This window comes from Pseudomonas moorei, from assembly GCF_042846945.1.
Lineage (GTDB): Bacteria > Pseudomonadota > Gammaproteobacteria > Pseudomonadales > Pseudomonadaceae > Aquipseudomonas > Aquipseudomonas moorei.
Map to the genome: position 1 here is coordinate 4955482 of NZ_AP035776.1, position 14947 is coordinate 4970428.

Below are 14947 nucleotides of genomic sequence, written 5' to 3' on the forward strand. Positions count from 1 at the left end.
CACCTGAGCCCTCTGCTCGCGATGGCGGCGACGCGATTTAAACGGACAACCGTACCGCCAGCGCCGCCAGGGTTGCCAGCAACACCGGCACCGTCAACACAATCCCGACCTTGAAGTAGTACCCCCAGCCAATCTGGATGTTCTTGCGCTCCAGCACATGCAACCACAATAGGGTCGCCAGGCTGCCAATCGGGGTGATTTTCGGGCCCAGGTCGCTGCCGATGACGTTGGCGTAGATCATCGCCTCCTTCACCACTCCCGTTGCCTGACTCGCATCAATGGACAACAGGCCGATCAGCACCGTCGGCAGGTTATTCATGATCGACGACAACAACGCGGTCAGTACACCCGTGCCCAGGGCCGCGCCCCAGACGCCATATCCGGCAAAGGCGTCCAGCCAGACCGCCAGATAACCGGTCAGCCCGGCGTTGCGCAGGCCATAGACCACCAGGTACATGCCCAGCGAGAAAATAACGATATGCCACGGCGCTTCTTTCATGACTTTGCGCGTGGAAATCCTGTGACCGCGGGCCGCGATGGCCAGCAGCAAGGCCGCACACACCGCCGAAATGGCACTGATCGGAATGCCCAGCGGCTCCAGCGCAAAACAACCAAGCAACAGAATCACCAGCACTGCCCAACCGGCATAGAACGTCGCCTTGTCATGGATCGCAGAAGCCGGGTGCTCCAGTTGTTCGGGGTCGTAATCCCGGGGAATGTCGCGCCGGAAGAACCACATCAGCACCGCCAGGGTCGCGGCCACGCTGACCAGGTTGACCGGAATCATCACCGCAGCGTAGCGGTTGAAACCGATCTTGAAGAAGTCCGCCGAAACGATGTTCACCAGGTTCGACACCACCAATGGCAGGCTGGCGGTGTCGGCAATGAAACCGGCGCCCATGACAAATGCCAGGGTGGCCGTCGGCGAAAAGCGCAACGCCAGCAACATGGAAATCACGATGGGCGTCAGTATCAGGGCCGCACCGTCATTGGCGAACAACGCCGAAACCAGCGCGCCGAGCAGCACCATATAGGCAAACAACTTTCGTCCATTACCCCGCCCCCATCGCGCCACATGCAGCGCCGCCCAGGCAAACAGCCCGGCTTCGTCGAGCAACAGGCTGATGATAATCAGCGCGACAAAGGTACCGGTGGCGTTCCAGATGATCTGCCACACCAGCGGGATGTCGCTCAGATGCACCACGCCGAAAATCAGCGCGAGTACGGCGCCCAGCACCGCGCTCCAACCGACGCCGAGGCCTTTGGGCTGCCAGATAACCAGGGTAATCGTCAGAAGAAAAATCAATGAAGCGGCGAGCATGCGAAACAGCCTTGAGCAAGGGGCGGACCGGCGGGGATTCTGAAGTAGAGCCGCCGTCCGTGGCAATGGCGCCCACGGGATCAATGCTGTGTTGCGTGTGTGACCTGAATTGAGGGGGCCCGCCCTGTGTCACAGGCAGGCTCCCTCAGCCTGCAAACAACCTCAGGCCTTCTTGTGCTGCTCCACCCACTGCCCATAGGCATTGATGAAGCTTTGCAGGAACGGCTTGACCGATTCGGACAGCTTGCCCGCCTCGTCGAACGCCGAACCGGCGCCGCCCAGGTAGGCTTCCGGTTGCTGCATCATCGGCACGTTGAGGAACACCATGGACTGCCGCAGGTGATGGTTGGCGCCAAATCCGCCGATCGCGCCAGGCGATGCACTGATCACCGCGCCGGGCTTGCCGCTCCAGACACTTTTGCCATATGGACGCGAACCCACGTCGATGGCGTTTTTCATCGGGGCAGGCACCGAGCGGTTGTATTCCGCAGTGACGAAGAGCACTGCGTCGGATGAGCTCACCTGTTGTCGGAAAGTGCTGTAGGCTGCCGGCGGTGAAGCGCCATCGATGTCTTCGTTGTACAGCGGCAGATCGCCGATTTCGACAATAGTCAGCTTGAGATTGGCCGGTGCCAGATCGGCCAGGGCCAGTGCGATCTTGCGATTGATCGAATCCTTTCTCAAGCTGCCGACCAGGACTGCGACCTTAAAGACGTTGCTCATGGAAGATTCTCGACTGTCCGATGGGAGGAGCTTGTAGTTATAGATGACGATTCAAACAGTGGGCGAACGGAAACGCCGTCCCTGACTATTTTTTTCCTGTAGGAAAACTTACTTCACCCAGCGACGGTCTACTGAGCCGCAAATTGAGTGATTTATCTCCAGAGGTTCTAAGCAGATGGCAGCAGTACTCGTCGGTCAGTTCCATGCAAGAGACGCGGAAGGCCGCATTTATTCCGTACATGAGTTCCAGGAATCCACCCCGCCGGCAGACGGCCTGGCAAGCGCGGCGCCTGTCACCACGTACAAGCTGGCAATTGGCGATCGCGTGAACAAGCTGGATGAAAACGAATTCCTGCTGGTGCAATCGGGCGTCACCATTACCCGCGAGCCCGTATCGAGCAGCGTTTCATAACTCGATGGCATGAGCAGAAGTCTTAAGCGCAGACATGGGTTAGGATTCAGCCACTGACTCCCTCACCTGCTGAACATGGACTTCACGCATGCGCTTACGCCATATCGAAGTGATCCAGGCGCTCCTGCAGACCGGTCACCTGGGCACTGCCGCCGAATGGCTGCAGCTGCCGGTGGCCGAAGTCGAACGCATTCTGCGCGACGCCGAGGGTCAGTTGGGCTTCATGTTGTTCTCCAGCGTACGCGGGCGCCTGCAAGCCACCCGCGAGGCACGGGAGCTTCAAGTCGAAATGGCCCACGTCTACGATGCGCTCGAACCGGTGCAGCGCCTGGCCAACAGCCTCAGGCAATACCAGGCCCCTCCCTTACGCATCATCTGCACGCCGCCCCTGGCCCAGCAATTGCTGCCGCAAAGCATTGCGGCGCTGCGTCGACGCCTGCCAGATGCGCCCTGCACCCTGCTCAGCCAACCCACCCGCGAGATCGTCAAAAGCTTGCTGCTGCGCGAAAGCGATCTGGGATTGAGCTTGCATGACCCGGATCGGCCCGAAATTGAATGCCAGGTGATTGCCCAGGGCAAACTGCAGCTGCTCGCGCCCCACGGCTGGTTGCAACCCCGGCAGAAGTACATTTCCTTGCAGGACCTGGCGGGCCAGGCGATGGTCGGCCTCGAAGGTCACGACCCGCTCAGCCCGGCGCTGGAAAACAAACTGCATGGGCTGCGCCCGGCACCGGTGATCCACACACGGGTGCAGACTCACCAGATGATGCGCAGCATGGTCGAGGCCGGTGAAGGCCTGGCCATCGTCGACCCCTTCACCGCCCTCGGTGCCAAATCGGCCGGGCTCGATGTCTGCCCGCTGGCGCCCGCGGTGCCGGTCAGTCTCTACGCCTTGAGCCTTAAAAACGGCGAGCCTTCCCCCGCCGTTCAGGCCTTGCTGGCGATCATCACGGAACAAGCCGCGGCGATGTTGGCGAACTGATCGGTTTTTCCAGCGGATTATCGAAAAAGCGGTACCAGAACAACGCCACCTCGGCAGTGTTGGGATCGATACCCCGATAACGCAGATGATCGATGCCGCCTACCACATAGCCGCAGCGCTCATAGAGACGGCAAGCGCCCAGATTGTTGTTCTGGGTTTCCAGCATGATGCCTGGCAGCTTCTTCTTGCGACTCCAGAACTGTGCCACATCCAGCAGCGCCTTGGCCACGCCATGACGCCGGGCAGGCGCATGTACCGCCAATTCGTCGATATGGGCAAAGCCGTTCCAGTTGGTGCTGACCACCAGATGCCCCACTGGCTCGTCATCCAGATAGGCCATGAAAATCGCGCTGTCGGCGGCGTCGCGATAACTGCTGAACTCCTCGGGGTCGATGCCATAGCACTTGCGGTAGGGGGTGATCGGCGTGACGTGCCATTGCTCCACGGGCTTGCCTATTTCAGGTGCGCCGTAGGCGGCAACTTCAAAACTGAAATCGCTACCCCAGATATAGGCGGCAAAACCTTCATCGGCGACGCGCACCGACAGCCCTGGGTAAATCGGATTTATGACCGGTTGCATACTGGGAAAGGTCCTCACTCCTTGATGCAATCGACGGTGTAGTGCCGTCCATTGCCCTCATCTTCGTGTTGCAAGCCGTGCACATCGGCGACAAACCCGGGAAAGCTGCTGTCGAACGTGCGAGCAAACTTCAGGTAGTCGATGATCGAGCGGGTCGACTCGGTAAAACGCTCGCCGGGCATGATCAACGGAATCCCCGGCGGGTATGGCACCAACATCACGGCAGCGATACGCCCTTCCAGAGCATCGATCGACACCGCTTCAACTTCGCCGCGCACCAATTGATCATAGGCGTCTGCCGGCTTCATGGCGATTTCCGGCAGGACGGTGTACATGCGCTTGAGGTGCCTGGCCGTGGCATTGCTGCGATAACAGGCGTGCAATTGATCGCACAGATCGCGCAGGCCCATGCCCTGATAACGCGCGACATTCTCCTGCGCCACGCACGGCAGGCAATGGGCCAGACTGACATTGGCGTCGTAGCTGCGCTTGAATTCCAGCAATTCGGTGAGCAGCGTGCTCCACTTGCCCTTGGTGATGCCCATGGAGAACAGCACCAGGAACGAATACAGCCCGGTCTTCTCCACCACCAGCCCGCGCTCCCACAGGAACTTGCTGACGACGGCCGCCGGAATCCCGCGCTCGCTCAGGGCGCCGCCCGCGGTCAGGCCCGGCATCACCAGGGTCACCTTGATCGGATCGAGCAGCACGTAATCGTCGGTCACGCCGCCAAAGCCGTGCCAGTCGTCCTCCGGTTGCAGCAGCCAGTCTTGTGTGACAACCCGGTCGATGCCTTCCACCGAAGGCGGCTGCCAGATGGAAAACCACCAGTCATCGGCGGCGATGTGCTGGCGCAGGTTGGCCAGCGCCCGGCGAAAACTCAGGGCCTCATCGAACATTTCCTGCAGCAGCGAACGCCCGGCCGGGCCCTCCATCATGGCCGAAGCAACGTCCAGCGAAGCGATGATGCCGTACTGCGGCGAGGTGGAGATGTGCATCATGAAGGCTTCGTTGAAACGGTCACGATCGAGTTGACGCGCACCACCGTCCTGCACATGAATCATCGAGGCCTGGCTGAACGCTGCCAGCAACTTGTGAGTGGAATGGGTGGTGAACACCAGCGGTCCGTCCTCACTGCGTGAGGTGCCCATGCCGTAGCGCCCGGCGAAAAACTCGTGAAACGCCGCATAGGCGTACCAGGCCTCGTCGAAATGCAGCACCTCGACGCTGGTACCCAATTGCTGCTTGATCAGCTCGGCGTTGTAGCACAGGCCGTCATAGGTTGAATTGGTGACCACCGCGAGCTTGACCCTGGGCGCGCGCCCCTTGGTCAATGGACTGGCATCGATCTTCGCCTGGATCGCTTCGCGGCTGAATTCGCTCAGCGGAATCGGACCGATGATTCCCAGCTCATTGCGCTCCGGGCACAGGTACAGCGGGATCGCGCCCGTCATGATGATCGAATGCAGTACCGACTTGTGACAGTTGCGATCGACCAGCACCAGGTCATCGCGCGCGACCATGGAGTGCCAGACGATCTTGTTCGCGGTCGACGTCCCGTTGATCACAAAGAAGGTGTGATCCGCACCGAAGTTACGGGCCGCGCGGGCCTCTGCTTCGGCCAGCGGTCCGGTGTGATCCAGCAGCGAACCGAGCTCCGGCACCGACACTGACAAATCCGAACGCAGGGTGTTTTCCCCGAAGAACTGGTGAAATGCCTGCCCCACCGGACTTTTGTGATACGCCACGCCACCGCCATGCCCAGGGGTGTGCCAGGAATAATTGGAGTCTGCGGTGTGCTGCACCAGGGCTTTGAAAAACGGCGGCAGCAAGCCATCGAGGTATTTGCGCGCCGCCCGCGCCACCTGGCGAGCGAGAAAAGGCACGGTGTCTTCGAACAGATAAAGTATCCCGCGCAGCTGATTGAGCTCGGCCATGGCGTCGGCCGGGGCGTTTTCCAGAGTGACTTGCTCGCCCAGGGCGAAGATCGGCAGGTCCGGCGCACGCACCCGCGCCAGCCCGATCAGCTCGGCCATATTCTGTAACAAATGCGTATGGGCGCTGGCGTCTTCCGCCGCGATCAACATGCACGACAGACCGTGATGCGTCGAAGCCACCAAACGCCCTTCGGTGTAATCCACGGCCGAAACAATACTGAAACCTTCCTGCTCCAGCTCCCGGGCTATGCCCCGCACGCGCTCACCGGCAACGGTGTCGGCCTTGATGTCGCGATGGACGATCAAGACCGGGAATTTCAAATCTTTATACATGGGGCTCAGTGTCCTGAGGCGGCAGGCCAGAGCCTGCCAATACCCTCAGGGTAGAGGGTTGCAGCGGATGTAGCGAGTGCGACGCCCCAAAACGGGTCATCCACAGTGGGAAAAGACCTAGGCCTGTGCCTCCGCCTCGGCCAACTGCACCCACAGCGCCGGCGCACCGGCCGACTTGGCGATGGCTTCCATGCGTGCCACATGCCGGGCCAGATCGTCTTCGCTGGCGCGAATGATACGGGTCGGCTGACGGTCGGCGGGCAGACGGCGGATTTCCGTGGCGGAGTTGTCCGCGCCTTCGCCGGAACCATTGCCATCGGACGCATTGCCGGCCAGCGACAGGCTGGTCTGGCCGCCGGTCATGGTCAGGTAAACGTCGGCAAGAATCTCGGAGTCGAGCAAGGCGCCGTGCAGTTCACGGCCGGAGTTGTCGACGCCGTAGCGTTTGCACAGGGCATCGAGGCTGTTGCGCTGGCCAGGGTGACGTTCCCGGGCCATGAGCAGGGTGTCGAGGATCGAGCAGTGCTGCGTGATGTCCGCACGGTCGTGCTGGCCCATCAGGGCGAATTCGTTGTTGATGAAGCCAACGTCGAACGCCGCGTTATGGATGATCAGCTGCGCGCCCTTGATGAATTCGAAGAATTCTTCGGCCACTTCGGCAAAACGCGGCTTGCCCACCAGAAATTCGTTGGTGATGCCGTGGACGCCGATGGCGCCTTCATCACTTTCGCGATCCGGTTGCAGGTAGACGTGGAAATGCCGCCCGGTCAGGCGCCGACCGATCAACTCGACGCAACCGATTTCGATAATCCGGTGGCCGTCGGTCACCGGCATGCCGGTGGTTTCGGTGTCGAGTACAACGGATCTGGTGGCCATCTGATGCTCAGCTCTCAATCGGTCAATCGTGCAAAAGCAGCGATGTTAACACGCTCGCCAAGGTCTTTCAGGTACGCCGTGTTGCCCCCATCGCGAGCAGGCTCCACGCTGGATCTTCATGGTTCGTAAGTTTCCTGTGGGAGCGAGCCTGCTCGCGATGGCGACGACCCGGTCATCAGGCCTGCTTGAACCCGCGCACTTCGTCCACGCCGCGGTTGGCCAGTTGGTCGGCCCGCTCGTTGCCGTGATGGCCAATGTGTCCGCGCACCCATTTCCAGGTGACGTTGTGACGATTGACCTGTTCGTCGAGCAGTTTCCACAGGTCGGCATTCTTGACCGGTTCTTTCGAAGCGGTTTTCCAGCCGCGTTTCTTCCAGTTGGCCATCCACTCGTTGATGCCTTTCATCACGTACTGGGAGTCGGTCACCAGCAGCACGTCACAGGGACGCTTGAGTTCTTCCAGGCCACGGATCGCGCCCATCAGCTCCATGCGGTTGTTGGTGGTGTTGGTTTCGCCACCCCAAAGTTCCTTTTCAACCCCCTTGCACACCAGTAATGCACCCCAGCCGCCAGGGCCAGGATTGCCTTTGCAGGCGCCGTCGGTGAAGAGTTCTACGCTATCGCTCATGCCAATCTATCCAGAAAATGCGGTGGCTCGCCGATCGGTGATCGACAACGCCCGAGACCGGGGCAACCCCGGCCAGGAAATACAAGGTGAATTACGGTTCGATACGACGACGGTTGACCTTGGCCATGGGCAAAGGAATCAACTTGCCCATCGGTTCGCGACGCTCCTGACGCAATGGGCGCAGGCCCACCACTATCTTGCGCGCCACCAATAAATAGAAGCCGCCGCCAGACAACTGCCATTGACCGGCCATGCGCTCCCAACCGGCCAGACGGGTCTGCCAGGCCGGTGACGCGAGCGGCGGACGATAGCACCCGAAACGACGTTTCTCCAGCGCGAAGCCCAGCAGGTTCAGCCAGTCGGTCACACGCGAGGGGGAAATGCAGCGAGCCTTGCGCAATGCATCGTGAGCGAACAAATGGCGCAGCCCCCAAGTGCTCCAGGGATTGATCCCGATGATCAACAGGTGGCCGCCAGGGCGTACGCTGCTCGCCGCTTCGCGCAGCAAGCCATGGGGCGACAGGCAGAAATCCAGCCCATGCTGCATGACCACCACATCGGCGGCATGCTCGCTCAACGGCCAGGCCTGCTCTTCGCAGACAATCTCGACCCCCGGCAATGGTGCACCCAGGCGTACATTGCGCTGTACCTGCGGTGCTGACGGCGGCGTCTGCGCCGACGGGCCGTAATGGACCAGATAGCCACCAAAAAAACGACCCAGCTCTTCTTCGAGCATGCGTCGTTCTTCATCCAGCAAAAACTGCCCGATGGGGCCGGACAGCCATTCACGGGCCGCGCTGATCAACGCCAGCCAGTCAGGATCAGCCTGAGCGAACGCTTTATCGGTCATTGCATTCTCCAACGCGCCAGGAAGCTCTAAGATGCGCCATTGCTTTCCAATTGGCGAATCCGACGATGATACAGATCACTGCCCTGCCCGCCTTTACCGACAACTACATTTGGCTGTTACAGGACCACGATACCCAGCGCTGTGCAGTGGTCGACCCTGGCGATGCCGCCCCCGTGCAGGCCTGGCTTGCAGCCAATCCGCGATGGGTGTTGAGCGATATTCTGATCACTCACCACCATCATGACCATGTCGGCGGCGTCGAGCAGCTGAAAAAAGCCACCGACGCCACCGTCTACGGTCCGGCCAGCGAAAACATTCCGGCGCGGGACATTGCCCTCAAGGATAACGACCGTATCAGCGTGCTGGGCCATGACTTCGATGTCATCGCCGTGCCTGGCCATACCCTGGGGCATATTGCCTATTATCATCGCGGCCTGCTGTTTTGCGGAGACACCCTGTTCGCGGCCGGTTGCGGTCGCCTGTTCGAGGGCACGCCCCTGCAAATGTACACCTCGCTGTCACGCCTCGCGGCCCTTCCCGAGGACACCCGGGTGTACTGCACCCACGAATATACGCTGAGCAACCTGCGCTTCGCCGCGGCGGTCGAGCCCGGCAATCCCGACACCCTCGAGCGCCTGGCCACCGTGACCCGCCAACGGGAAGCCGGCGTCATTACGTTGCCGTCCACGGTGGGCCTGGAAAAACGCACAAACCCGTTCTTGCGCACCGCTGAAACATCCGTTAAAGAAAAAGCTGACGAACGGACCGGCACGCATAACCCGGCGCCCGATATGGTTTTTGCGGTTTTGCGAGCCTGGAAAGACACGTTCTGAACAGAGTCCCCGAGGTTCCGCAAATTCTGAATGGTTGACCGCAGGGGGTGCGCTTTCTAGAATCCCCCGACATTTTTGCCCGGAACTTACTTCCAGCCAATGTCGTCACCTATTCGCAAAGCCATCAATTCGGATGCATTGACCCGCCTGGCTCAAGCCATAGCGGTGGCTGTGTCCGCGACATTGGCGGGCTGCTCAAGCCATGTGCCGCAAACCGATGCGGCACACACTCCGAATATTGCCGCTCGTGCCAAGCAAAAACCTGTCTGGCTCAGTGAAAAGCCGAGCCCGCAGGCGGCGCAGGACGTCTGGGAACGCATGCGCCAGGGTTTCCAGCTGCAGGACGGCCTGGGCGTCAATCCGCGCATTGAGCAACAGCGTCTGTGGTTCGCCAGCAATCCATCCTTCCTCGAAAACGCCGGCTCTCGTGGCAGCCTTTACATTCACTACATCATCGAACGCCTCGAAGAGCGCAACATGCCGCTGGAACTGGCGCTGTTGCCGGTGATTGAAAGCGCCTACAACCCGATGGCCTACTCCCGGGCCGACGCGGTGGGTCTTTGGCAGTTCATCCCGTCCACCGGGCGTTACTACAACCTGCGTCAAACCCGCTCCTATGATGGTCGTCGCGATATCACTGCCTCGACCACTGCGGCAATGGATTACCTGACCCGCCTGCACGACATGTTCAACGGCGACTGGCTGCTGGCCCTGGCCGCGTACAACGCGGGCGAAGGCACCGTCAGCCGGGCCATCGAGCGCAATGAAAGGCTCGGCCTGCCCACCGACTACTGGAACCTGCCGCTGCCTGCCGAGACCCAGGCGTATGTGCCGAAGCTGCTGGCCCTCTCGCAAGTGGTGCTGGCGCCAGAAGCCTATGGCGTGAACCTCAACCCGATCGCCAACGAACCCTACTTCAAGGTCGTCGAAATCAACCAGCGCATGGACCTGTCCAAGGTCGCAGAAGTCGCCAACATCGATGAAGACGAACTGTTCCAGCTCAACCCCGCGTTCAAACAGCGCACCACCCTCGACGGCCCCCAGCATCTGTTGGTGCCGACCTCCAAGGCGCAGTTGCTGACCACCAGCCTGCAGACCATGCGTCCAGAAGAGCTGATCAGCAAGAAACCGCGCAAACCGGTCTTCGAGGGCGCTGATGACATCCGGGTGGCGAGTGTCAAACGCAACTACCGGGTCAAGCGGGGCGACAACCTGGGCTCCATCGCCAAGGCCAACAACGTCGACATCAAGGACCTGCAGCGCTGGAACAAGCTCAGTGGCAAGAACCTCAAGCCTGGCCAGACCCTGGTCATTCAGGACACCGGCAAGCGCGGCTCCGGACGCATCAACACCGTGGTCGCGGCCAACGCCAGGACCAAGAGCGAGACCAGGAAGCCACAAACCCAATACAAGGTTCAGCAAGGCGACTCGTTGTACATCGTGGCCAAGCGCTTCAACGTTGAAATGCAACACCTCAAGCGCTGGAACCCGCGCGTTGGCCAGGCGCTGAAACCCGGTCAAATGCTCATCGTCGCCAACCCGCATTAAAAACAAGCCCCTGCATTCAGGGGCTTTTTTTGTCCGCGGATTTTTTCACCCCTTCTGTAGGAGCGAGCCTGCTCGCGAAAAACCAGAGAGCGCCGCCACGCTTCCAGTTTTACGCGTAATCTCCCAAACCACCGCGAGCAAGCCGACTCCTGCAACGGATCAGATCTGCTTTAAACCCCTGTCTTTTTCCTGTCCAGACAAGCTGTTACTGTACGGCCCACAAAGCCCAAGCCGCCTGGATCGGATCTCTGACTTGAAGCGTCCCCTCCTCCTGCTCCTGATCAGCCTGGCCTTGAGCTCCACCGCAAGCGCGACGATCAGCGAAAGCCATGGTTATGCGCAGTTCGGCACGCTCAAGTACCCGGCCAGATTTACCCACTTCGACTGGGTCAACCCGCAAGCGCCCAAGGGCGGTACGTTGCGGGTGATGGCATTTGGCACCTTCGATACGCTCAACCCCTACACCTTCAAGGGCACCAGCCCGGTGACCACGCCGAACTTCCTGCAATACGGCATCAACGAACTCAACGAACCGCTGATGGTCGGCACAGGCCAGTACGCCCCCTCCGGTGACGAGCCGACATCCAGTTATGGCCTGATAGCCCAGTCGGTGGAGTACAACGAGGACCGCAGCTGGGTGGTGTTCAACCTGCGCCCCGAAGCGCGCTTCCACGATGGCACGCCGATCACCGCCTACGACGTGGCGTTCTCCTACCGTCTGCTGCTCAAGGAAGGTCATCCGCAGTACCGCACCAACCTGCAGGAAGTGTCGCGGGTCGATATCCTCAACCCGCAGCGCATACGGTTCGTCTTCAAGCGCGCCGGCAATCCGCTGCTGATCCTGCGCCTGGGCGAGTTGCCGGTCCTGCCGCAACACTACTGGAAGGGTCGCGACTTCAAGGCCACCACCTTCGAGCCCCCGCTGGGCAGCGGACCGTATCGCATCACGTCGGTGACACCGGGACGGCAGATCGTTTTCGAGCGGGTCAAGGACTATTGGGGCAAGGATCTGGCCGTCAATCGAGGCAAGTACAATTTCGACCGCATGGAAGTCGAGTTCTACCGCGACAGCGATGTGGCATTCGAAGCGTTCAAGGCCGGCGAGTTCGACATCTATATCGAGCACCAGGCGAAGAACTGGGACACCGGCTACAACTTCCCGGCGATCCGCCGCGGTGAAGTGATCAAGGCGCAGATCCCGCACCAGATTCCGACCCAGAGCCAGGGCCTGTTCATGAACAGCCGCCGCCCGACCTTCTCTGACGTAAAGGTGCGTGAAGCATTGGGCTTGATGTTCGACTTCGAATGGACCAACCGCACGCTGTTCAGCGGCGCCTACCAGCGCGCCATGAGCTATTACCCCAACAGCGAGTTCTCCGCCACCGGGCTGCCGGTCGGGCATGAATGGCTGATGCTCAAACCCTGGCGCGAGCAGTTGCCCGCCAGGCTGTTCACCGAGCCCTTCAGCCTGCCGCAGACCCAAGGTGCCGGCATTCCCCGGGAAACCCTGCGCAGAGCCCTGGGGCTGCTCGCCGAGGCCGGTTGGAAGCTCAACGGCCAACGCCTGCAAAACGCCGCCGGACAACCGCTGCGCCTGGAGATCCTGCTGGTCAACCCGAACCTGGAACGCATTCTTCAGCCCTATGTCGAGAACCTGACCAGCATCGGCATCGACGCGCGGCTGCGAACGGTCGATCGTGCGCAGTACAAGCAGCGCCTCGACCAGTTCGACTTCGACATGATTCTGATGACGCTCAACCAGACCCTCAGCCCGGGCCTTGAACAGTGGCAGTACTTCCACTCCAGCCAGGCCGGGGTCAAGGGCAGCAAGAATTACGCAGGCATCGCCAATCCAGTGGTCGACCATCTGCTCGAACAACTGCTCGCCGCCAAGAGTCGCGACGAACAAGTCGCCGCCGGCCGGGCTCTGGATCGGGTACTGCTGTGGCAGCACTACAGCATTCCCAACTGGTACCTCAACTATCATCGCCTGGCCTACCGCAACCGGCTGGCCTTCGTCACCACACCGCCCTACACCCTGGGCCTGAGCGCGTGGTGGCTGAAATCTTCGGAGAAAGATCAATGAAACCTGCAAGCGCCCTGCTCCTGCAGGCCAGCGCCCTGTTGTTCGCCGGGCTGGCCTGTGCCGCCCCGCAGCATGCCCTGACCCTGTACAACGAGCCGCCAAAGTACCCGGCCGATTTCAAACACTTCGATTACGTCAACCCGGACGCCCCAAAGGGCGGAAAATTCCGCCAGGCCGGGTTCGGCGGCTTCGACAGCCTCAACCCGTTCATCAGCAAGGGGGTGGCCGCCGACGACATCAATCTGATCTACGACACCCTGACCAAACATGGCCTGGACGAACCCTTCACCGAATACGGCCTGGTCGCCGGCAAGATCGAGAAGGCACCGGACAATACCTGGGTGCGTTTCTACCTGCGCCCGGAAGCGCGATTCCATGATGGTCATCCGATACGCGCCGAAGATGTGGTGTTCAGCTTCCAGACCCTGATCAAGGATGGCGCCCCGATGTACCGCGGCTACTACAGCGACGTCGACGAAGTGGTCGCCGAAGATCCGCTCACGGTGTTGTTCAAGTTCAAGCACAACAACAACCGCGAACTGCCGCTGATCCTCGGTCAGTTGCCGGTCCTGCCCAAGCATTGGTGGGCGACCCGCGATTTCAACAAGGGCAACCTCGAAATCCCCCTGGGCAGTGGCCCCTATCGGGTCAGCGAAGTGAAGGCCGGGCGTTCGGTGCGCTATGAGCGGGTCAAGGACTACTGGGGCAAGGACCTGCCGGCCAACCGTGGTTTCTACAATTTCGACGTGATGACCACCGACTACTACCGCGACAACACCGTCGCGCTGGAGGCGCTCAAGGCCGGGCAGTTCGACTACTGGCTGGAAATGACCGCCAAGAACTGGGCCAACGCCTACAACATCCCGGCGGTCACCGAGGGCCGCCTGATCAAGGAGCAGATCCCCAACGGCAACCCCACCGGCATGCAAGGCTTCGTGTTCAACCTGCGTCGCCCGCTGTTCCAGGACGTGCGAGTGCGCCAGGCCCTGACGCTGTTGCTGGACTTCGAGTGGACCAACAAGCAATTGTTCAACGGCGCCTACGCGCGAACCCGCAGCTATTTCGAGAACTCGGAAATGGCCGCCACCGGGCTGCCCGATGCCGATCAACTGGCGATCCTCGATCCGTTCCGCGGCAAGATCCCCGAACAGGTGTTCAGCGAAGCCTTCCAGAACCCGGTTACCGATGGCAGCGGCATGATCCGCAACCAGCAGCGCAAGGCCTATCAACTGCTGCAAGAGGCTGGCTGGCGCATCGTCGATGACAAAATGGTCGATACCACCGGCAAACCCGTGACGATCGAGTTCCTGCTGGCCCAGACCGAGTTCGAGCGGGTGCTGCTGCCGTTCAAGCGCAACCTGAGCGACTTGGGCATCGACCTGGTGATCCGCCGGGTCGACGTCTCGCAGTACATCAACCGCGTGCGCTCGCGGGACTTCGACATGATCGTCGGCAGCTTCCCGCAGTCCAACTCGCCGGGCAACGAACAGCGCGAGTTCTGGATGACCGCTGCCGCCGACAAACCCGGCAGCCGCAACACCATGGGCCTCAAGGACCCGGTGGTGGACCAACTGGTCGAACAACTGATCAACGCCGATTCGCGCAAAAGCCTGGTGGCCCATGCCCGGGCACTGGACCGGGTGTTGCAATGGGGCTATTACGTGATTCCCAACTGGCACATCAAGACCTGGCGCGTGGCCTACTGGAACCACATCGGTCACCCCAAGGTCTCGCCTAAATACGACATCGGCACCGCCACCTGGTGGGTCAAGCCCGATGCCAAACCTGCAATAGAGATCGAAACCAAATTGCAAGCCGACCCTGCGGGCACGGAGTAA

Annotated in this window: 13 protein-coding genes; 6 read left to right on the forward strand and 7 right to left on the reverse strand. The window is 60.8% G+C overall.

Annotation, left to right across the window (positions count from 1 at the left end):
* Nucleotides 1–37: 37 nt before the first annotated feature.
* Both ACGJAX_RS23255 and ACGJAX_RS23260 read right to left on the reverse strand, forming a co-directional pair.
* A complete protein-coding gene (locus ACGJAX_RS23255) occupies nt 38–1321 on the reverse strand; it encodes an arsenical efflux pump membrane protein ArsB (RefSeq protein WP_390956322.1) in 1284 nt (427 codons plus the stop codon).
* A 162-nt stretch (nt 1322–1483) separates the two neighbouring features.
* Nucleotides 1484–2044, reverse strand: coding sequence for an NADPH-dependent FMN reductase (locus tag ACGJAX_RS23260; RefSeq protein ID WP_090320848.1), 561 nt, complete (start codon nt 2042–2044; stop codon nt 1484–1486).
* A gap of 175 nt (nt 2045–2219) precedes the next feature.
* Here ACGJAX_RS23260 and ACGJAX_RS23265 point away from each other — a divergent pair, with 175 nt between their 5' ends.
* Nucleotides 2220–2456 (forward strand): hypothetical protein, encoded by a 237-nt coding sequence (locus tag ACGJAX_RS23265; protein WP_090320845.1) that lies wholly within the window; start codon nt 2220–2222, stop codon nt 2454–2456.
* 88 nt (nt 2457–2544) lie between these two features.
* The gene (locus ACGJAX_RS23270) at nt 2545–3438 is read left to right on the forward strand and encodes a LysR substrate-binding domain-containing protein (RefSeq protein WP_390956324.1); all 894 of its coding nucleotides are present in this window, start codon (nt 2545–2547) and stop codon (nt 3436–3438) included.
* Here ACGJAX_RS23270 and ACGJAX_RS23275 read toward each other — a convergent pair.
* From ACGJAX_RS23275 to ACGJAX_RS23295, 5 genes are all read right to left on the reverse strand, one after another.
* Complete coding sequence (locus ACGJAX_RS23275; RefSeq protein WP_247255745.1) at nt 3404–4018, reverse strand: GNAT family N-acetyltransferase; 615 nt, start codon at nt 4016–4018, stop codon at nt 3404–3406. The genes ACGJAX_RS23270 and ACGJAX_RS23275 overlap by 35 nt on opposite strands.
* Nucleotides 4019–4032: 14 nt before the next feature.
* Entirely contained in the window at nt 4033–6288 is a 2256-nt protein-coding gene (locus tag ACGJAX_RS23280; protein ID WP_390956325.1) for an Orn/Lys/Arg decarboxylase N-terminal domain-containing protein, read from the reverse strand.
* A gap of 117 nt (nt 6289–6405) precedes the next feature.
* Nucleotides 6406–7164, reverse strand: a complete 759-nt coding sequence (gene dnaQ / locus ACGJAX_RS23285; protein ID WP_090320833.1) for a DNA polymerase III subunit epsilon — start codon at nt 7162–7164, stop codon at nt 6406–6408.
* 175 nt (nt 7165–7339) lie between these two features.
* The gene (rnhA, locus tag ACGJAX_RS23290) at nt 7340–7792 is read right to left on the reverse strand and encodes a ribonuclease HI (RefSeq protein ID WP_090320830.1); all 453 of its coding nucleotides are present in this window, start codon (nt 7790–7792) and stop codon (nt 7340–7342) included.
* A 91-nt stretch (nt 7793–7883) separates the two neighbouring features.
* Nucleotides 7884–8642 carry a class I SAM-dependent methyltransferase gene (locus ACGJAX_RS23295; RefSeq protein WP_090320827.1) on the reverse strand — a complete coding sequence of 253 codons (759 nt, stop codon included), beginning with the start codon at nt 8640–8642 and terminating at the stop codon, nt 7884–7886.
* A 65-nt stretch (nt 8643–8707) separates the two neighbouring features.
* Here ACGJAX_RS23295 and gloB point away from each other — a divergent pair, with 65 nt between their 5' ends.
* The 4 genes from gloB (at nt 8708) to ACGJAX_RS23315 (ending at nt 14947) form a co-directional block, all read left to right on the forward strand.
* Nucleotides 8708–9475, forward strand: a complete 768-nt coding sequence (gene gloB, locus ACGJAX_RS23300) for a hydroxyacylglutathione hydrolase (protein WP_390956326.1) — start codon at nt 8708–8710, stop codon at nt 9473–9475.
* Between the two features lie 99 nt (nt 9476–9574).
* Nucleotides 9575–11023: a transglycosylase SLT domain-containing protein gene (locus ACGJAX_RS23305; protein ID WP_248916729.1), complete on the forward strand. Its 1449-nt coding sequence runs from the start codon at nt 9575–9577 to the stop codon at nt 11021–11023.
* A gap of 271 nt (nt 11024–11294) precedes the next feature.
* Nucleotides 11295–13109 carry an ABC transporter substrate-binding protein gene (locus ACGJAX_RS23310; protein WP_390959977.1) on the forward strand — a complete coding sequence of 605 codons (1815 nt, stop codon included), beginning with the start codon at nt 11295–11297 and terminating at the stop codon, nt 13107–13109.
* Nucleotides 13106–14947, forward strand: coding sequence for an ABC transporter substrate-binding protein (locus ACGJAX_RS23315; protein ID WP_390956327.1), 1842 nt, complete (start codon nt 13106–13108; stop codon nt 14945–14947). Before ACGJAX_RS23310 ends, ACGJAX_RS23315 begins: the two co-directional genes overlap by 4 nt.

Coding starts and splice junctions, on each gene's coding strand:
- ACGJAX_RS23255 (WP_390956322.1), bottom strand. CDS start 1,321: ATGCTCGCCGCTTCATTGATTTTTCTTCTGACGATTACCCTGGTTATC.
- ACGJAX_RS23260 (WP_090320848.1), bottom strand. CDS start 2,044: ATGAGCAACGTCTTTAAGGTCGCAGTCCTGGTCGGCAGCTTGAGAAAG.
- ACGJAX_RS23265 (WP_090320845.1), top strand. CDS start 2,220: ATGGCAGCAGTACTCGTCGGTCAGTTCCATGCAAGAGACGCGGAAGGC.
- ACGJAX_RS23270 (WP_390956324.1), top strand. CDS start 2,545: ATGCGCTTACGCCATATCGAAGTGATCCAGGCGCTCCTGCAGACCGGT.
- ACGJAX_RS23275 (WP_247255745.1), bottom strand. CDS start 4,018: ATGCAACCGGTCATAAATCCGATTTACCCAGGGCTGTCGGTGCGCGTC.
- ACGJAX_RS23280 (WP_390956325.1), bottom strand. CDS start 6,288: ATGTATAAAGATTTGAAATTCCCGGTCTTGATCGTCCATCGCGACATC.
- dnaQ (WP_090320833.1), bottom strand. CDS start 7,164: ATGGCCACCAGATCCGTTGTACTCGACACCGAAACCACCGGCATGCCG.
- rnhA (WP_090320830.1), bottom strand. CDS start 7,792: ATGAGCGATAGCGTAGAACTCTTCACCGACGGCGCCTGCAAAGGCAAT.
- ACGJAX_RS23295 (WP_090320827.1), bottom strand. CDS start 8,642: ATGACCGATAAAGCGTTCGCTCAGGCTGATCCTGACTGGCTGGCGTTG.
- gloB (WP_390956326.1), top strand. CDS start 8,708: ATGATACAGATCACTGCCCTGCCCGCCTTTACCGACAACTACATTTGG.
- ACGJAX_RS23305 (WP_248916729.1), top strand. CDS start 9,575: ATGTCGTCACCTATTCGCAAAGCCATCAATTCGGATGCATTGACCCGC.
- ACGJAX_RS23315 (WP_390956327.1), top strand. CDS start 13,106: ATGAAACCTGCAAGCGCCCTGCTCCTGCAGGCCAGCGCCCTGTTGTTC.